This window comes from Caballeronia sp. S22 (genome assembly GCF_964261745.1).
Lineage (GTDB): Bacteria > Pseudomonadota > Gammaproteobacteria > Burkholderiales > Burkholderiaceae > Caballeronia > Caballeronia jiangsuensis.
The window spans coordinates 387,983-406,142 of record NZ_OZ180038.1 but is presented as its reverse complement, the minus strand read 5'-3'; the positions used below and the strand labels follow the sequence as shown (position 1 = coordinate 406,142).

The following is an 18,160-nucleotide window of genomic DNA, read 5'->3' as shown; positions in this document are numbered from 1 at the left end:
ATGGATGAAAAAAAAGCGCGATGCCGATGCGGCATCGCGCTTTCATCGAACTAGCCTTCGATCAGAACTTGTGACGCAGACCGACGCGCGTCACGAGCTGCGTGTTCGCGCCCGCATTGCCGATGAACGACGACGACGAGCCGATCTCCGCCTGCACCGGCACGCCGCGGTTGCTGCCCGACGCCTTCTGATACGCGCCGATCACATAGACATCGGTGCGCTTCGACAGCGCGTAATCCACCACGCCGTTGATCTGATGCCACTTGCCGTCGAAGTTGCCGCTCAGGTCCGAGAACGTGTAGCCGACGCCCGCGCTCAATGCCGGCGTGAACGTGTACTTGCCGCCGATTTCATAGTTGTTCAGCGTCGACGATCCGGTCGTGATCTGATGGAACATCGTGTGCGTCCAGTTTGCCCAGATCACGGCGGCGGCGATCGAGTAACGCGCGCCGACGCCATAAGTTTCGAGGTCGTGCAGGCCGAGCGTGTTCACGTTGGCGATGCTCACGCTGAACGCCGGCGTCGCGGCGTTCGGATAGCGCAGCTTGGTGTACGCCGCGCCGATGCCGAGCGGCCCTTGCGCGTAGTTCAAACCGAAGCTATACGCGCTCGACGAGCCTTGCACCGCGGTCGCGCCGGTTCCGGTCGTGGGCGAGCCCGCGAAGTTCGTCGAGTTCGAGAAGCCGTACATCGCGCCGAACGTCAGGCCGTAGAAATTGGCGCTGCTGAACTTGACCGCGTTGTTGATGCGGCTCGACGTCAACTGGTCCAGATCGTTGATGTGATACGCGTAGTTGCCGGCGGGCGTCTGGCTGCCCATCGTGTAGCTGCCGCCGAGATAATCGGTGGAGAACGAGTATTGACGTCCGAACGTGAGCGAACCGTATTCGTTCTTTGCGAGACCGACATACGCCTGACGGCCGAACAGCGCGCCGCCCTGGCCGAGCGTGCCGTCGCCGCTGTTGAAGCCGCTTTCGAGCACGAAGATCGCCTTGAGACCGCCGCCCAGATCTTCCGTGCCGCGCAGGCCCCAGCGGCTGCCTTGCGCGACGCCGTCGCCGTACTTCACGAGGCTGTCGTGGCCGCCGGGCACCGCGACCTTGTTCGCGTACGTGATACCGGCGTCGATGATCCCGTACAGCGTGACGCTGCTTTGCGCGTGCGCCGCGATGGCGAACATGCCGAGTGCCGCAGCCGCTACGATGTGCTTCTTCATTTTTCTTTTCCCAGGTGTTGTCCGCATGACGCGGATGCCGCTCGACGCGGCCCGATCGAGGGACGGCGCAGCGCCTTTAAAAGCGCGAACGCGACCATCCCGGCTTCGCGAGTAATCGCGCGAAGGTCGAGTCGTGCGTGATGTTATTGAAGCCACTTCTTGCGAGAGAAGTGGCAAGAGGTCCCACCGCGATGAAGCCGACGGAGCGCCGCTTCACGTTATAGCGATGGGAATATAGCGCGTCGTCAGGGATTGGTAAATTTCCGTTACGTTATTTGTAGCATTTCTCCCACATTACGGTCACACGCCGCGCAACTAACTGTCAATTCTCGACGCGTACTTTGATCGGGCGCAGTCATTGCATATAAAGAAAAAACGCAAAGGAGATTCCATGCCGGAAAACCGCCATCCAGACGCTTGCAGAATCGGCGTCGCTTTCATCGAAGCGCAACTGACGACGCTCCATGCCTATGCGAGCCTGCTGTCCGACTGGATCGAGCGCGGCGCGCCGCCGCCTGACTTCGCGAAAGCGCAGCCGTTACTCGCGCGCAAACATTCGCACCCTGAAGCGCATACGCACAGCGAAGACGGCACGCCGATGAAAAGCTCGCCGCCGGAAAACGCGCCGTCGTGGCCGTCGTTCGACACTGCCGAGAAGCGCGTCGCTTTCGCGCTGACCGTGCCGTGCACGAATGCGATTCTCGCGGTCGCCGAATACTTCGATATTCATCGGTTGTCGGCATCGCGCGCGCCGGAAGTGCAATTCCTCATGCGTCTGCGCGATGCCGTCGCGAACGGCAACACGTTCAGCCTCGCCGCCGACGAATACAGGCCGCACGCCGCGTATGCCGGCCTGATCGTCGATCACGCGCTCGATGGAACGCTGCTCTTCAGCGATGGCGTCGAGCCCGGTTTTATCGAATTCGGCGATACGGTCGGCTTGCTTCGCTATCTCGCGAAGCTATTGAAGAGCATGCAATCGGCGATCAGCGCGGGCGATGCCGGATAACCTCGCGATAACTTTCAACGCGTCTAGCTCGCGGCGCGCTCCTGTCCAGGCGTTTTTGCAAAGCATTGCTTGTAGCAGCGCCCGAGATGCGACGCGCTCGCGAAGCCGCACTGCATCGCGACATCGAGTAAGGAAAGCGACGATTCGCGGATCAGCTTTTGCGCGGCCTTGAGCCGAAGCTCCAGATAAAACTGCGACGGCCGCACGTTGAAATGCTTGATCCACATGCGCTCGAACGTGCGCGGCGAGATGCCGGCGAGCGATGCGATCGTCTTCATCGGAATGGGACGCTCGATGTTCTGCTCCATCAGCGTGACCGCATGCACGATGCGGCGATCTTCCACGCCGTAGCGCCATTGAATCGCCATCTTCTGGCTTTCCTGCGCGGTGCGCATGCGCGTGTGGATGAACTGATCGGCGACTTCCGCCGCGAGCTGATGCCCATGCTGACGCGCGATCAGATCGAGCATCATGTCGATGGCGGCGGTCCCGCCGCTGCATGTCATGCGATCGCCTTCGATGCAATAGAGATCGCGGCTCACGTCGAGCGTCGGAAATTCGTCGGCGAGTTCCTTCAGTGCTTCCCAGTGAATCGTGCAACGGCGCTTGTCGAGCAATCCCGCGCGCGCGAGGATCATCGTGCCGAGACTGATGCCGCCGAGCGTCGATCCCTTTGCCGCATAGCGGCGCAAGAAATCGAAGACCTGTGCATTGCGATAGTTCGACACGCCGATACTCGCGACGACGAACACATGACTCAATTCCGGCGACGACGTGATGGCGAAGTCGGGCAGCAGCGCGAAGCCCGAGCTCGATGAGACCGGCTCGCCGTCCGCGCTGATCAGGTGCCAGCTATAGAGCGCCTTGCCGCTCACGCGATTGGCCGCGCGCAATGGCTCGGTGACGGAGCTGAGCGCCATCATCGAGAAGTGCGGCACGAGAAAGAAGCCCATGCGCTGGGTTTTCGTCTCTCCATCGGCGATGGACGCAGGCGCGCGCACGGCCCTGATCGAGCGTGTGGTCGGCGGGATGTCGTTCGCGTTCATGCGCTAGACGCGAATCGATCCGAGCACGAGATCGAGAAGGGGCGACACATCGTGCGAGTCATGCGAGTCGAGCGCCTCGACGTTGCGTTCCAGTTCGCGCGCCATGTTCGCACCGCATGCGGGCTCGGCGAACGCGCGGAACTTGGCGCGGATCGCGTGCGCGTCGAGCGGCAAGTCGGGATCGCCCAGCGCTTGCGTCGCACCGGAATCGAAACGCCTGCCATCGAATAGTTCGATGCTCACTTCGGCAAAGCGCTCGGCCGGAAAACGCGACGTGTACTCCGCGCCTTCCTCGACGCGAATGAGATGGCTCAGACGAAGAACCTGCTGATCGCGAAGGGCATTACCGTGAAGCGCGTCGAAGCGCACTGCGCCATGTTTCAACGCGACCGCGACGGGAAAGAGCAGACTGTACTGCGCCTCTTCAGTCGATGCCGGCGCGGCGTGCGCGAGCCGCGTCGCATGATGGAACGTGCGCACGTTCACCGCGCGAATCTGCTCGCTCGTGAAGCCGTGCGCCGACTTGAGCGCGAGCGCCGCATCGATAGCGGGATGCGCCCATCGGCAGACGGGTTGCGGTTTGAAATATTGCTCCATGATGCGCCAGCGTTCGCCCAGATCGCTCCATATACCGCGCGTTTCGTCCTGCTCGATGGTGATCGCCGGCGCGCCGGTAAAGCCGCGCTGCGCGAGAAACGCGGCGGAAAGACCCGCCATGCAGCCCCAGCCGGAACCGTCCTTCACCATCGTCGGGTGATCGATGCAGCGCATCATCTGACTGCGCGGCCCGTGATACTCCGCGATGCCGAGCGCCTCGCGCGTTTGCCGCATGTCGAGCGGCAGCACGCGCGCGGCGAGCGCCGCCGCAGCCAGGGCATTCCATGCACCCGACGTATGATAATCGCAGGCGCTCGCGTGCAGCGCAATGCCCGCGCGCGTGCCGAGCTCATAGCCGAGCACGACGCATGCGAGAAACTCGCGGCCGCTCATGCCGGGCCGCATGTCCGCGAGCGCGAGCAGCGCGGGCAGCACGGTCACGCCGACATGGCCTTTCGTCTGCGCGTGGCCGTCGTGCCCGTCGCAGCTATCGATGGTCATCGCGCCCGCAAGACCCGCGCCGATCGGGCTGGCGGCGCGGCCATCGAACAGCATGCGCGAGCGCAGCGCGCCGGGCGCGAAGAACTCGAAGGCGTGATCGCTCGCGATACGCGACAACTCGGTCTTTCGGCCGGCAAGCGCGACGCCGAGCAAATCGAGAACGCATAGTTTTGCCTGTTCGATGACGCGTTCAGGCAAGACATCGAACGTCAGTTCATGAATGACCGCGATGGCGGATGTGCCCATCCATCAGTCTCCGGTATAGGAGGGCGCGCGGCGCTCGAACGTGGCGGCGATCGCCTCGCGATGATCCGCCGTGCGATGCGCGATGCCCTGAAACGCCGCCGACATTTCCAGCAGGCTCGGCAGGTCCATGCGTTGACCTTCGCGCACGAGGCGCTTCGACATGCGCAGGATATCGGGCGCATTGCTCGCGATCTCGCGTGCGAGCGTGAGCGCCGTTTCCATCAGTTCCGCATCGGGCACGACGCGCGACACAAGTCCCCATGCCTCGGCGCATTTCGCGTCGATCGCCTTGCCGGTGAAGATCATTTCATTGGCGCGCGACAGTCCGACCGCACGCGGCAACAGCCACGCGCCGCCATCGCCGGGAATGATGCCGACCTTCGCGAAGCTCTCGGCGAACAACGCGCTTTCGCCCGCGATGCGGATATCGCACATCAGCGCGAGATCGCAGCCAGCGCCGTGCGCGGGACCGTTGACGGCGGCGATGCACGGCACGTCGAGTTCATGAAACGCACGCGGAATGCGCTGAATGCCGCGCCGATAGTTCTCACGAATATGCGCCGACGTTCCCGAAAACGTGCCGACTTCATCGCGCATATGCTTGATGTTGCCGCCCGACGAGAACGCCGGACCCGAACCCGTCAGCACGATCGCGCGCACGGACATGTCGCCTTGCGCGCGCTCCAGACACGCGATGATTGCATCGACGACTTCTTGTTCGGTGATGGCGTTGCGCGTTTCGGGGCGGTTCAGCGTCATCGTGACGACGTGGCCGTCCTGTTCGTACAGTACGGGTTCGCTCATTGCGAGGCTCCTGAAAGCATGCTTTGATAAACGGGTCCGGCGAGTTCGTGACGCAGCACCTTGCCGCTCGGATTCAGCGGCAGCTTATCGACGAAGAACACCTTCTTGGGACGCTTGTAGGGCGCGAGATCGTCGCCGGTTTTGCAGAACGCGACGACATCGTCTTCGGTCAGCGTCGATACGCTGCGCACGATAAAGGCGGTCACCGCTTGCCCCCACTTTTCGTCGGGCACGCCGATCACCGCGGCTTCCTGTACGCCGGGGCAGTGATACAGCACTTCCTCGATCTCGCGCGGATAGATGTTCTCGCCGCCCGACACGATCATGTCGTCGGCGCGGCCCTGAAAGTGGAAGTAACCGGCTTCGTCGATGCTGAAAAGATCGCCTGTATAGAGCCAGCCCGACTTGAATTTCTTGTCGGTCTCGACCGGGTTATTCCAGTAGCCCGATGCGAGCTGCGGTCCCTTGACGATCAACTGGCCGACTTCGCCCGCCTCGACGGTTTCGCTCGGCGTGACGACACGCTCCGGATCATTGCGTATCACGCGACATGTGCTGATGAGCGTGGGCTTGCCGCACGAGCCGAGATACGTGAGCGCATCGCGCGGATGCAGCAGCAGCGTGAGGCTTGCTTCGGTCATGCCATAGCCGTTGAAGATGCTCGGGCAGAACTCGTCGATCACGCGCTGCATCGTTTTCGCGGGAATCGCCGCGCCGCCGGTCGTGATCATGCGCAGGCTGTGCGTATCGATCGATGCGAAGTCCGGATGAAACAGCATGTCCTGTATCTGCGTCGGCACGGCGAAGAGCGTCGTGATGCCGTAATGCGCGATGGCTTGCAGCGTCGCGAACGGCTCGTAACGCGGCAGGATCACGTTATGCGCGCCGACCATCAGATGCGGCACGAAATACGCCTGCATGCCGCCGACGTGATAGAGCGGCGCGATATGCAGGGCCGCATCCGTGCTCGTGAGGCTGTACTCCATCACGCAGTTCGTCGCGATGGAAACGTCGTTGCCGTGCGTGTGGATCGCGCCCTTCGGACGCCCCGTGGTGCCGGACGTGTAGACGAGCGCGGAGATATCGTCGGGCTTGAGGCGCGGCAGCGGCGCGTCGAATTGCTCCACGCGCGCGATCAACGCTTCGAACGCGTGATGATGCACGGGCATGTCGGCGCCATTGTTCACGCACACATAGGTGCGCAGATCCGGCAGCGACTGCTCGATCTTCGCGACCACCGGCAACATCGAGTCGTCATAGATCAGAGCCCGCGCGCCCGCATCGCGCAGAATGAACGCGGCTTCGTTGGCGGAGAGACGGAAGTTCATCGGCACCGCGATCGCGCCGAGCAACTGGCACGCCATGTACGCAGTGGGCGTCGCGTCGGAGGTCTTTTGCAGAATCGCGACGCGGTCCATCTGGCGCACGCCCAGATCGAAGAGCGCCTGCGCGAGACGGCGCACGCGCGCATTCCATTGCGCATACGTGAGTGAAACGGCGCCGCAGGTCAGCGCGGGACGGTCCGGATATTTGGCGACCGTGTTTTCGAAAAGCGACGTGATCGTGAGCATGATGCGTGTTGCTCTCTAGAGAGTGATCCGGATGTCGGGAAGATCGCGACCCGCGATCAGATACTTGGCGACTTCTGACGTGCCGCCGACGATGGTGAGCGCCCGCGCATCGCGATAGAGCTGCTCGGCGCGGCCGTATTCCTTCGTGAGGCCGTCGCCGCCGAGAATCTGCACGGTTTCGTCGGCGCAATAGTTCGCGGTTTCGGTCGCGACGAGCTTGGCCATCGCGGCTTCCTTCATCAGCATCTTGCCGTCGGCGCCTGCGTCGTACATCTTGGTCGCGCGATAGGTGATCAGCTCCGATGCGTCGATGCGCCAGCTCATCTGCGCGATCTTGTCCCAGATGAGTTGCTTGCAGCCGAGCGGTTGACCGAAGGATTTGCGCGTTTGCGCGTGCGCCGTCGCGATATCGAATGCGCTGCGCGCGACGCCGAGCCCCGAGCCGCCGAGAATCGCGCGCTCGAAGTTGAACATGCCGCGCATGATGCGAAAGCCGCCGCCTTTTTCGCCGAGCAGATGATCGGCAGGCACGCGGCAATTCTCGAACCTCACCTCACCGACGATGCAGCCGCGCCGCCCCATGAACGTATAGTTGCGGGGGAAACTGATGCCCTTCGCGCTCTTCGGCACCGCGACCGCGGTCATGCCGTCGCCGGTCAGGCCATAGACGATGTAGACATCCGCGACGGACGCGTTCGAGATATAGCGCTTGAAACCGTTGATGACCCATTCGTCGCGTGTTTCATCGAAGTCGATGCGCGTCTCCATGCCCGCCGAATCGCTGCCGACATTCGGTTCTGTCACGCAGATCGCGCCGATGGCCGTGCCTTCGAGTATCGGCGTGAGATAGGTATCGCGCAGACGCTCGCTCGCATGACGATGCAGCGGATACGCGCATGACAGAGCAGTCGCGATGGTCGTCTCGAACGCATAGTTGATATACGACGCTTCTTCGGAGAGGATCGTCGCGTGCGTGAGGCCGGGGTGTTCGAGCCTGCCCTTGTACAGGTCGGGGAACATCAGTTTGAGATAGCCCGCCGCGCCGAGTGCGCGTACTACGTGTCTGACCGCATCCCAGCTCTGACGGTCTTCGATATCTGCTGCACGCGGCGCAAGCTCGCGTTGCAGGAAGTCGCGGACTTCGGCGCGAAAGGCCCGGTCCGCATCGTCTAAAAGAAAATCGCGCATGATCGTGGTTTAGGTTCGTTCAGATTCGCTGCGCATAGACGCGTGCGTCGCGCACGGTCGGCAGAAGAAAGCGGGCGCGGCGGATCGCTTCGTAATCGATCTCGCCGACGACGAGGCATTCCGCTTCGCCTTCTGCCTGCGCGATGGTTTTGCCGAAAGGATCGAGGATGCGCGAGCCGCCCCAGAAGGTCATCATGCCCTCCGTGCCGACGCGATTCGCCATGACGATCGGCACGCCGTACGTGAGCGCGTAGAAGCGCAGATTGAGGTCCCATCCCGATGGGTTGTCGAAGCCCTCGCCCACGGCCTCGCGCGCGGAACTGATCGGTGCCGCGAGCAGCGTGACGCCGTCGCACATGAGTCCGTGCACCACCGCCGGATTCCACAGATCGTTGCAGATGGGCGTCGCGACGCGCCAGGTGTCATCGATCGAATAGCTTTCCGGCTTCGGGCCGGCGGCGAAGTAAAGGCCGTCGCGCAGCTTGCCGTAGGTCGCCAGCATCGTCTTTCGATGCACGTGAATCAGCTTGCCGTTCGCGACCGTCGCCTGGCTGTTGTAGAACTGCCCGCCCGGCGCCTCCTCGATGAAGCCGAAGACCACATGCATGCCCGCGCTCGCTTCTGCGAGTTGCCGGATCGCGGGATCGTCGCGCGTCATCGCGAGACGCAGCGCATCCTTGCCGCCGCTATGGCCGTGCAGCGAAAGCTCGGGGAAGACGAGCAGACGCACGCCGCGCTTCTTCGCATCGCCGATGTGATCGAGATGCCGGGCGAGGTTCGCGTGCACGTCGCCGTATGCCGTATCGGTTTGCGCAGCGGCCACTTTGATCGTGGTCATGAGGTCGATCCTTTGCATTTGCGCGGCTGGCGTTCAGATCAGCCCGGACTCTTTGAGGAACTGATTCGCGACATCGGAGAAGGACTTCTTCTGCACGTCGACGCTCGCGTTGAGGCGGGCCATCGTGGGCGCATCCAGCTTCGCCGACAGCGCGTTGAGCAGCGGCCCGAGCGTGGGGTTCGCATCGAGCGTCGCCTTGCGGACCACCGGCGTGAGCGCATACGACGGAAAGTAACCCTTGTCGTCTTTCAGCAAGACGAAGTTGAATGCGGGCACGCGGCCATCGGTGGCGAAGACGAGCGCGACATCCACCTGATGATCCTTGAGCGCCTGATACGTGAGGCCCGTATCCATGCGCTTGACGTCGCCCTGGCTGAACTCGAAGCCATATTGCTTTTGCAGCGGACGCAGGCCGTCAGGGCGCGCGTAGAACTCCGAGTTGCACGCGAACGTGAGTTCCTTGCCGCCCTTGATCGCCTTCGCGAGATCGCTCATCGTGACGATGCCGAGCTTCTTCGCTTCGTCCTGATTCATCGCGAACGCATAGGTATTGTTCGCCTTCGACGGGTTCAGCCACACGAGACCCTTCGCCGCATCCAGTTCCTTGACCTTCTTGTAGGTGTCGTCGGGCGAGAGGCGGTCATTGACCTTGTTGTAGGTGATGAGCGACGTGCCCGTGTATTCCCAGTACACATCGACCTGACCGTTTTCCTGCGCCTGACGCAGCACGGCGCTGCCCATGCCGTCCTTCTTCGTCACGGTGAAGCCCTTCGCTTCGAGATAGCGCGAGGTCATCTCGGCCATCAACTGCTGCTCGGTGAAGTTCTTGCCGCCGACCACCACCGATGCGGCGCTCGCGCTGAAGCTTGCAAACATCGAAATAAGGATGCCGAATGATACGGAGAATAACTTTTTCATGGTCTCTCTCACTGTTGCGAATGCGGGTTGATGAGTCAGGTTTGCGGATTCACGCCGCGCGATACCATCAGTCGTTGCATCTGGCCGATGAACGCGTCGGTGAAAATCGCGAGCAGAGCGGTCGGAACGGCGCCCGCGAGCAGCATGCCGAAGTCGTTCAGATCGATGCCGGTGAAGATCAGTTCGCCGAGCCCGCCGCCGCCGATCAGAAACGCGAGCGGAGCCGTGCCGACCGTGATCGCCAATGCCGTGCGAATGCCCGCGAAGATCACATAGAGCGCGTTGGGAAGCTCGACGCGCCAGAGAATCTGCCACGGAGTCATGCCCATGCCGGTCGCGGCTTCGATCAGCGTGGGCGGCACCGCGCGCAGGCCTTCGTATGTGTTCAGCGCAATGGGCAGCAGCGTAGCGACCCACAAGCCGAAGATCGCGGGCACCGCACCGATGCCCATCACGCTCATTGCGAGTGCGAGCAGGGCGAGCTTCGGCACGGCCTGTCCCGCGTTGAGCGACTGCATCACGACGGCCGCGCCGCGTTTTTGCGACGGACGACTCAGATAGACGCCGGCCGGAATCGCGACGATGATCGCAAGCACGCCCGCCACGGCGACCATCATCATCATGTGCAGCCCTTGATACACGATGTCGCTGCGATACTGATCGATGCTCGCCCACCAGCTATCGGCGTGCGCCTGCGTGCTCAGCGCAGCAAGGAGCGCGGCTGACAATACGCGTTTCATGCGTGTTCTCCGGCAGGCAGCTTCAACATGTCGACGATGCGCTCCTGGCTCACATAGCCGACGAAGCGGCCGTCGTCATCGACGGTGGGCAGCCACGAAGCGCCGTTCGCGAACATCGTCGATACGACGGTGCGCAGATCGTCCTTCTGGCTCGCGGTGGCCTGAACGGGAAGCGCGTGCGCCGCGGTGACCGGGCCTTCGACATTCAGCAAGCGGTCGATCGTGAGACAGCCGTGCGGCTTGTCGGCGGCATCGACGAGCACGATGCGGTCGACGCCGTGCTTCTCCATCATCGCTCTGGCGCGCGCACTGTCTTCGCCGACGCGCACGATGCAATCGCATGCGGAAAGCGCATCGCGGGCGCGCAATAGACGCAGACGCTTCAATGCGCGATCCGTGCCGACGAAACCCGCGATGAACGGCGTGGCGGGACGCGCGAGAATGTTGTCCGGCGAATCGAACTGTTCGAGATGACCATTGCGGAAGATCGCGATCTTGTCGGCCATCTTCACGGCTTCGTCGATGTCGTGGCTCACGAACATGATCGTCTTCTTCACCTGCTTCTGAATGCGCAGGAATTCGTCCTGAATCAGCTCGCGATTGATCGGATCGATCGCGCCGAACGGCTCGTCCATCAGCATGACGGGCGGATCGGTGGCGAGCGCGCGCGCCACGCCGACACGTTGCGCCTGTCCGCCCGACAGGTCCTTCGGATAGCGCGTGAGATAGGTTGCGGGATCGAGCGCGACGATCTCGAGCAGCTCCGCCGCGCGGCGGCGCGTCTTCGCCTTGTCCCAGCCGAGCAGCGTCGGCACGACGCTGATGTTTTCCTCGACCGTCATGTTCGGAAAGAGCCCGATCTGCTGAATCACATAACCGATGCGGCGGCGCAGTTCGACGACTTCGAACTCGTCGGTATCGCGCCCTTCGAGATAGATCTTGCCCGAGGTGGGACGCACGAGACGGTTGATCATCTTGAGCGTCGTGGTCTTGCCGCATCCCGACGGCCCGAGCAGCACGCAGATTTCGCCCGCGCCCACTTCCATGTTGATGCCGTCGACGACCGGGCTCGCCGCGCCGTCATATCGCTTGGTAAGGTTGGAGAGCTTGATCATGATTTATTGCGCGTGTCCGGTTTGTTTGCGAAAGCCCGTCATGGCGGTGAGGCGCAGCGCGAGGCTGGCTGCGCGCGAAGGAGCGCGAAGTCCCTTCGGCGTGAGCCAGCGCTGCACCCACGAGAGCCCGATATCGGCGGCGATGGCGAGCATGCTCACGAGGATCGCGCCCGCGATCAGCTGGCGTGGGTCCGACTGCGAAATGCCGCGGCTGATGAGCTTGCCGAGACCGCCTGCGCCGATATACGCCGCGATCGCCGCGATGCCCACGTTGATCACCACCGCCATGCGCACGCCGGCCATGATGATCGGCAGCGCAATGGGAATCTCGACCTTGCGCAGACGCTCGCCGGTGGTCATGCCCATGCCGCGTGCTGCTTCGCGAAGCGCCGGATCGATGTTGGTGATCGCGGTATAGGTGTTGCGTACGATCGGCAACTGCGAATAGAGGAAGAGCGCGATGACCGTCGGCAGAAAGCCGATGCCCTGGCCGATCACGGAGAGGACGGGAATCATCAGGCCGAAGAGCGCGACCGAGGGAATGGTCATGATGATCGCCGCGACATACAGCACGATCTTCGCGAGGCGTTCATTGATCGTGATCGCGATGCCGAGCGGCACGCCGGTCAGGATCGCGAGCCCGACGCCCACGCCGACGATCTCGATGTGCTCGCCGGTCATCCTGGCGATGCTCGCCAGGTTGTCCCAGATGAAGGCAAGGGTTTCCACTATGTCTCCTGAGCTCCTTCGTTGAAGAGCCGTGTCTATGTTTGGGTCCTGCTATGGCCTAAACGATAGAGCGGAGTGGGGACATAGGGCTACCATCGACCCGACATTGTTTGTCACGAAAACGCCATGGCGTGCGCGTGACCTCGTTTTTTCGTTTTAAATCAGTTGCATACGAAACTACGTCGGCTGTACGGTCTGGTCATTGCGATGCTGCGTTGCGGCGAGCACCGATACTGCGCCATGCGAGCGCCGCAAGCGAAGCGGTGACGAACAGCGCGAACAGATAGATGCCCGCGGGGCCGACGCGACCCATCACGAACGAAGCCGCAATCGGGCCGATGCTTCCGCCCAGCGCGAAGGTCAGCAACAGTCCGGCGCTGACGGCCACGCGCTGACGCGACGCGATCCAGTCGTTCGCATGCGCGACCGACACGCCATAGATTGTGAAGATGAGACTCACGTAGAGATACGCAACGGGCTGAACGAAGGCCGCGCCATGAAAGACGAAAAGCGTCGCGCTCGCGAGCGTCAGCGCCGAAGCGATCGCGCAGATCACGCGCTTGCGGTCGAACCTGTCCGACAGATACGCAAGCGGCCACTGTGGCAGCAGCGCCGCGATCAGCGCGACCCCCATGAAGCTCGATACTTCTTCGACGGCATATCCCGCGCCCCGCATATAGACCGGATAGAGCGCATAGAAAGTGCTGTTGAGCAGGCCCGACGCGAAGCATCCCCATAACGCGAGAGGGGCATCGCGCCAGAGCGTCGGCAGTGCCTTGAGCTTTGTTTTCGGCGGCGCTTCGAGCGGACCGGCCGGCTCGGGACGTTCATCGATATCGGCGACGGACACGCGCGCGAGACTCGCCGGTACGAGCGACAACGCGAACAGCGCGGCCACGAGACTGAACAGTTCGAAGCCGTTCGAATTCGCCACGCCGATAAGAAACTGCCCCGCGCCGACACACAGATAGGTGGTGATCGAATAAACGGAGAACACGCGTCCGCGAAAGGCATTGGGCGCAACGCCGTTGAGCCAGCTTTCCATCACGGCGAAGATGCCGACGAGCGAGAAGCCCGTCATGAAGCGCAGCGCCATCCAGACGGCCGCTTGAGATGTGACTGCATAGCCGAGCGCGCTGCACGCGGCGAGCGCTGCGAAAGCCGCGAACGCACGATGATGCCCTACGCGCGCGATGATCGCCGAGCCGCGCCATGCGCCGAGCATGAAGCCGGTGTAATAGGCGGCCTGCACGAAGCCGATGGTCGCCGACGGGAAATTCGCGTGCACCATGCGCAACGCGACGAGCGTGCCCAGCAGGCCGTTGCCCATCACGAGCAGGGCGAAGCCGAGCAAAAGACTGGCGATGGACGAAACGATGCGGCCAAAAGGAAGCCCGGCGTCGATGCGTTTATCGCATTCATCCGCCGGACTCATGCTGCCCAGTTCTTCTGTGCTCACGCTTTCGCCTCGAATGAATGCGCGCCGGATCGACGGCTCACTATAAGGACGGAGCGGGCCAGGCGTGTAGCACGGCAGCGACATCGGCTTGCACGAAGGCGGCATCGTGCGGCGTTCGCAGTCAGGCGCGCGGTTTGCTCAACGATCGGTGACATCATCCTGTCATACGGAAATGGACCAATCACTGAAATGCCTGAGGGACAGAATCGCGAAGCAGATCGCGGAACGTGAGGCGGCGCTCGTGCCGTTGCGCGAAAGCGCGCAAGAGGCCCGCACGAAACACGATCGCGAGCGCATTCTTCTGACGCTCGCGGTGCTCGAAGACGAGCTCGGCGGGTGGAAGAAAATCGCGACGCGCATCGAACAAGCGGTTTTGTTCGAGCCGCGGAATCATCGCGCGATCCGTATGCCCGCGCTGCGATAGCTTCACGAATCAGCTTCACGAATTCGTCTTTCAAACCCTCCGACACACGGGTGCGCATTCCGGTCAAAATGATCGGGTGCGCGCGTTTTCCATGGAGAACCACATGTCCGCATCCAACGGCAACAACGACACGCCCGTCTGGTTCATCACCGGCTGCTCGACCGGCTTCGGCCGCGAACTCGCCTGCGCCGTGATCGACAAGGGCTGGCGCGCTGTCGTCGCCGCGCGAGATCCCGCGAGCGTCACCGATATCGTCGAACGTGCCGAGGGCCGCGCAATCGCGGTGCGTCTCGACGTCACGCACGCCGACGAGATCAAGTCCGCCATCGACGATGCCCACGCCGCGTTCGGTCATATCGACGTGCTCGTGAACAACGCGGGTTTCGGCTATCTCTCGGCCGTCGAAGAGGGCGAAGACGATGAAGTGCGCGCGATGTTCGAAGCGAACTTCTTCGGCGCGGCGGCGATGATCCGGGCTGTGCTGCCGCGCATGCGCGAACGCCGCTCGGGACATGTCGTCAACATCACATCGGTGGGCGGTCTTGTCGGCAATCCGGGCAGCGGCTACTACGCGGCGACGAAGTTCGCGCTGGAGGGCCTGGGCGAAGCGCTCGCGCGCGAAACCGAAGGGCTCGGCATAAAGGTCACGGCGGTCGAGCCGGGCCCGTTCCGCACGGACTGGGCGGGCCGGTCGCTCAAGCAAACGCGCAAGCCGATCGACGATTACGCGCAGACCTCAGGCACCCGGCGCGCGGCCATCGCGGAGCGCAGCGGCAGGCAACCGGGCGATCCGGCGCGCGCCGCGCAGGTCATCATCGAAGCGGTCACATCGCCCGAGCCGCCGGGGCATCTCGTGCTCGGCGGCCCCGGGCTGGAACTCGTGCGCGCCAAACTGGCGAAGCTGACCGCCGAGATCGATGCGTGGCAGACGCGCAGCGAGTGGACCGATCATCCGGGACAATGATCATGAAGCGGCTTCGCGTGGAGGAACAACATATCCTTTCGCTCGTCGCCGCCGATGCCGCTGCGCTGCACGTCACGCCGCCGCATGTGCGCTTCGTGACCGGCTGCGCCGGGCCTTGCTACGAGGCCTTGTTCAATTGCATCGAAGTCGATCGCGCCACGCTGGCGCTGCCGGAGCCGTTGCTTCGAATCGTCGTCGCGCATGAAGTCGGGCACGCGACACAACGCAGAACGATGCTGCTCGATTTCGCATGGACGGCGCTGTCGGTGATGGCGCTTCTGTCGATACCCTGCATCGTTTTTGCGACTTCATCGGATGAAGACTTCTGGCGCGTGAGCGTCCCCGGATTCGGGTTCGTGATGGCGTTTTTCGCGTGCGGGAAAATCTGGCGCGCGCGTAGCGCCAAACGTTCGGCCGCCTTCGAACTCGATGCGGACGCGAAAGCCGCGTCGCTTTGTGGCGCGGCATCCGCGCTGGCGGCGCTCGAAGTCATGGCGGCGCGCGGCCATATCGACGCGGCGCGTCTCGACGCGATGCGGGCGCGTCTCGAAGCGGCCTGATTTCGCGCCGGGCGGCGCCAAAAGAAATGCACGGGCGTCCGTAACCGGATGCCCGTGCATTTTTATGAGCAGTGTCGCGTGATTGCCGCGTTATTGCGTTTGCGAAGCGGGCGGCGTCGTCGACTTCTTGTGATGCTTCTGGCCTTTCTTGTGATACGCGGGGCGCGGCTTGTTGTTCGGGTAGTCCGCCGCCGCGAACGACAGCGTCGGGGCCGCGAAAGCCGCCAGCACCAAAAGCACGAGGGATTTCTTCAAAGACTTTTTCATCGGAGACTCGCTTGGAGGAGATGGCCTTAAAAAGGGCAAAGCAACGCGTGGGCCGCCGCTTTGCACCGTAAGAAATATAAAGACTCGATATTCCGGTGCAACTAGGGGAAAACCGGCTCGATTGCGCTCATGCGTTTGTGATTCAGGCCGCGGCGGCGCGGTTCCTCCGCGTCGGGCGCTGCTGAGGCAACAGTATATTGCACAAAAAAGTGCAATTCACTGATGCGCGCGCATAAGACGTTGACGCAACGGGATTTTTGTCGATTTGCACTGCTTCGACAGATGTGCATCTGCTGCCTATGGTCCGCGACAAATGTCATCGACTGCATCTACTATCGTGCCTGCTCTCAACTCAGGGACGATCCAGTGAAAGAAGACGACATCCGCAGGAATGCCTTCGCCATGCCTGTGCACAATCCCGCTTACCCGCGTCCGCCGTTCCGCTTTCTCAATCGCGAGTACTTCATCATCTCTTACGAGACCGATCTCGACGCGTTGCGCGCCGTGGTCCCCGAGCCGCTCGAAGTCGACAGCGGCCTCGTGCATTACGAATTCATTCGCATGCCGGATTCGTCCGGCTTCGGCGACTACACCGAAAGCGGCCAGGTGATCTCGGTCATCGATCCCGATGGCAGAAAGGGCAGCTATACCCATGCGATGTATCTCGACGACGAAGGCCCGATCGCGGGCGGTCGCGAGATCTGGGGCTTTCCGAAGAAGCTGGCGTCGCCGCGCTTGGCCGTCGATGGCAAGGACACGCTGCTCGGCACGCTCGACTACGGCTCGCAGCGTATCGCGACGGGCACGATGGGCTACAAGTATCGTCCGCTCGATCTCGAAGCGGAGCGCAAGAAGCTCGCCGATACGCCGAACTATCTGCTGAAGGTGCTGCCGCATGTCGACGGCACCGCGCGCGTGTGCGAACTCGTGCGCTTCTTTCTGCGCGACGTGAGCGTGCTGGGCGCATGGGAAGGCCCCGCCGCGCTGGAACTGCATGCGCATGCGCTCGCGCCCGTCGCGGATCTGCCGGTGCGCAAGGTGGTCGGCGCGCGGCACGTCATCGCGAATCTCACGCTCGATATCGGCGAAGTCGCTTACGACTATCTCGCGCCGCCGGACGAACTCAGGCTCGCCGTCAATCAATAACTTCGCATCACTTCGACAAGGGAACAACACATGGCACTGCAAGGAAAAGTCGCGCTCGTCACGGGCGCAGCGAGCGGCATCGGCGAAGAGACGGCGCGCAAGCTCGCGGCCGATGGCGCGGCGGTCGTCATCGCCGATCTGAATCTCGCGAATGCGCAGAAGGTTGCGGACAGCATCGTCGCGGCGGGCGGCAAGGCGATCGCCGTGTCGATGGACGTGACGAGCGAAGACGCGGTGAACGCCGGCATCGAAGAGGCGGTGGCGAAGCTGGGCGGCATCGACGTGCTGGTGTCGAACGCGGGCATTCAGATCGTCGCGCCGATCGAAGAGTATGCGTACGCCGACTGGAAGAAGATGCTCGCGATCCATCTCGACGGCGCGTTCCTCACGACGAAGGCTGCGATCAAGCACATGTACGCGTCGGGCAAGGGCGGCTCGATCATCTACATGGGATCGGTACACTCGCATGAGGCGTCGAAACTTAAGTCGGCCTATGTCACGGCGAAGCATGGCTTGCTGGGACTCGCGCGCGTCGTCGCGAAGGAAGGCGGACCGCGCGGCGTGCGCGCCAATGTGGTGTGCCCGGGTTTCGTGCGCACGCCGCTCGTCGAGAAGCAGATTCCCGAGCAGGCGAAGGCGCTCGGCATTTCGGAAGAAGAAGTCGTGAAGAACGTGATGCTGAAGGAAACGGTCGATGGCGAATTCACGACCGTCGCCGATGTCGCGAACACGGTCGCATTCCTCGCGGGCTTCGAATCGAATGCGCTGACGGGGCAGTCGGTCGTCGTGAGCCACGGCTGGTTCATGCAATAAGGAGAATCC

Annotated in this window: 19 protein-coding genes; 6 read left to right on the top strand and 13 right to left on the bottom strand. The window is 62.7% G+C overall.

Features of this window, described 5'->3' with window-relative positions; all coding sequences use genetic code 11:
* Window positions 1-61: 61 nt before the first annotated feature.
* Window positions 62-1,216, bottom strand: a complete 1,155-nt coding sequence (locus ACEN42_RS28535) for a porin (protein ID WP_371883849.1) — start codon at window positions 1,214-1,216, stop codon at window positions 62-64.
* 391 nt (window positions 1,217-1,607) lie between these two features.
* Here ACEN42_RS28535 and ACEN42_RS28530 point away from each other — a divergent pair, with 391 nt between their 5' ends.
* On the top strand, window positions 1,608-2,225 hold the full coding sequence (locus ACEN42_RS28530) for a hypothetical protein (RefSeq protein ID WP_371883848.1): 618 nt from the start codon (window positions 1,608-1,610) through the stop codon (window positions 2,223-2,225).
* A gap of 23 nt (window positions 2,226-2,248) precedes the next feature.
* Here the strand turns inward: ACEN42_RS28530 and ACEN42_RS28525 are convergent, their stop codons facing one another.
* From ACEN42_RS28525 to ACEN42_RS28475, 11 genes are all read right to left on the bottom strand, one after another.
* Window positions 2,249-3,271 carry a GlxA family transcriptional regulator gene (locus ACEN42_RS28525; RefSeq protein WP_250485498.1) on the bottom strand — a complete coding sequence of 341 codons (1,023 nt, stop codon included), beginning with the start codon at window positions 3,269-3,271 and terminating at the stop codon, window positions 2,249-2,251.
* 3 nt (window positions 3,272-3,274) lie between these two features.
* Window positions 3,275-4,615, bottom strand: coding sequence for an MmgE/PrpD family protein (locus ACEN42_RS28520; protein WP_371883847.1), 1,341 nt, complete (start codon window positions 4,613-4,615; stop codon window positions 3,275-3,277).
* 3 nt (window positions 4,616-4,618) lie between these two features.
* Complete coding sequence (locus tag ACEN42_RS28515; protein WP_371883846.1) at window positions 4,619-5,419, bottom strand: crotonase/enoyl-CoA hydratase family protein; 801 nt, start codon at window positions 5,417-5,419, stop codon at window positions 4,619-4,621.
* Window positions 5,416-6,990 (bottom strand): class I adenylate-forming enzyme family protein, encoded by a 1,575-nt coding sequence (locus ACEN42_RS28510; protein ID WP_371883845.1) that lies wholly within the window; start codon window positions 6,988-6,990, stop codon window positions 5,416-5,418. The genes ACEN42_RS28515 and ACEN42_RS28510 overlap by 4 nt, the downstream gene beginning before the upstream one ends.
* 15 nt (window positions 6,991-7,005) lie before the next feature.
* Window positions 7,006-8,178, bottom strand: coding sequence for an acyl-CoA dehydrogenase family protein (locus tag ACEN42_RS28505; protein WP_371883844.1), 1,173 nt, complete (start codon window positions 8,176-8,178; stop codon window positions 7,006-7,008).
* Between the two features lie 19 nt (window positions 8,179-8,197).
* Window positions 8,198-9,016 carry a nitrilase-related carbon-nitrogen hydrolase gene (locus ACEN42_RS28500; protein ID WP_035505813.1) on the bottom strand — a complete coding sequence of 273 codons (819 nt, stop codon included), beginning with the start codon at window positions 9,014-9,016 and terminating at the stop codon, window positions 8,198-8,200.
* Window positions 9,017-9,049: 33 nt separating this feature from the next.
* Window positions 9,050-9,934, bottom strand: a complete 885-nt coding sequence (locus ACEN42_RS28495; protein ID WP_371883843.1) for a glycine betaine ABC transporter substrate-binding protein — start codon at window positions 9,932-9,934, stop codon at window positions 9,050-9,052.
* Between the two features lie 35 nt (window positions 9,935-9,969).
* The gene (locus ACEN42_RS28490) at window positions 9,970-10,674 is read right to left on the bottom strand and encodes an ABC transporter permease (protein ID WP_187604060.1); all 705 of its coding nucleotides are present in this window, start codon (window positions 10,672-10,674) and stop codon (window positions 9,970-9,972) included.
* Entirely contained in the window at window positions 10,671-11,789 is a 1,119-nt protein-coding gene (locus ACEN42_RS28485) for an ABC transporter ATP-binding protein (protein WP_238211188.1), read from the bottom strand. Before ACEN42_RS28485 ends, ACEN42_RS28490 begins: the two co-directional genes overlap by 4 nt.
* A 3-nt stretch (window positions 11,790-11,792) precedes the next feature.
* A complete protein-coding gene (locus tag ACEN42_RS28480; RefSeq protein WP_371883842.1) occupies window positions 11,793-12,518 on the bottom strand; it encodes an ABC transporter permease in 726 nt (241 codons plus the stop codon).
* 199 nt (window positions 12,519-12,717) lie between these two features.
* A complete protein-coding gene (locus tag ACEN42_RS28475) occupies window positions 12,718-13,977 on the bottom strand; it encodes an MFS transporter (RefSeq protein ID WP_371883841.1) in 1,260 nt (419 codons plus the stop codon).
* Window positions 13,978-14,149: 172 nt separating this feature from the next.
* Here ACEN42_RS28475 and ACEN42_RS28470 point away from each other — a divergent pair, with 172 nt between their 5' ends.
* From ACEN42_RS28470 to ACEN42_RS28460, 3 genes are all read left to right on the top strand, one after another.
* The gene (locus ACEN42_RS28470) at window positions 14,150-14,401 is read left to right on the top strand and encodes a hypothetical protein (RefSeq protein ID WP_371883840.1); all 252 of its coding nucleotides are present in this window, start codon (window positions 14,150-14,152) and stop codon (window positions 14,399-14,401) included.
* 103 nt (window positions 14,402-14,504) lie between these two features.
* On the top strand, window positions 14,505-15,365 hold the full coding sequence (locus tag ACEN42_RS28465; protein ID WP_371883839.1) for an oxidoreductase: 861 nt from the start codon (window positions 14,505-14,507) through the stop codon (window positions 15,363-15,365).
* A gap of 2 nt (window positions 15,366-15,367) precedes the next feature.
* Complete coding sequence (locus tag ACEN42_RS28460) at window positions 15,368-15,925, top strand: M48 family metalloprotease (RefSeq protein ID WP_371883838.1); 558 nt, start codon at window positions 15,368-15,370, stop codon at window positions 15,923-15,925.
* Between the two features lie 90 nt (window positions 15,926-16,015).
* Here ACEN42_RS28460 and ACEN42_RS28455 read toward each other — a convergent pair whose 3' ends face one another.
* A complete protein-coding gene (locus ACEN42_RS28455; RefSeq protein WP_238211193.1) occupies window positions 16,016-16,192 on the bottom strand; it encodes a hypothetical protein in 177 nt (58 codons plus the stop codon).
* A gap of 366 nt (window positions 16,193-16,558) precedes the next feature.
* Here ACEN42_RS28455 and ACEN42_RS28450 point away from each other — a divergent pair, with 366 nt between their 5' ends.
* Together ACEN42_RS28450 and ACEN42_RS28445 are read left to right on the top strand one after the other, a co-directional pair.
* Window positions 16,559-17,338 (top strand): acetoacetate decarboxylase, encoded by a 780-nt coding sequence (locus ACEN42_RS28450; protein WP_273654916.1) that lies wholly within the window; start codon window positions 16,559-16,561, stop codon window positions 17,336-17,338.
* Window positions 17,339-17,368: 30 nt separating this feature from the next.
* The gene (locus tag ACEN42_RS28445; protein WP_187604066.1) at window positions 17,369-18,151 is read left to right on the top strand and encodes a 3-hydroxybutyrate dehydrogenase; all 783 of its coding nucleotides are present in this window, start codon (window positions 17,369-17,371) and stop codon (window positions 18,149-18,151) included.
* Window positions 18,152-18,160 lie beyond the last annotated feature (9 nt).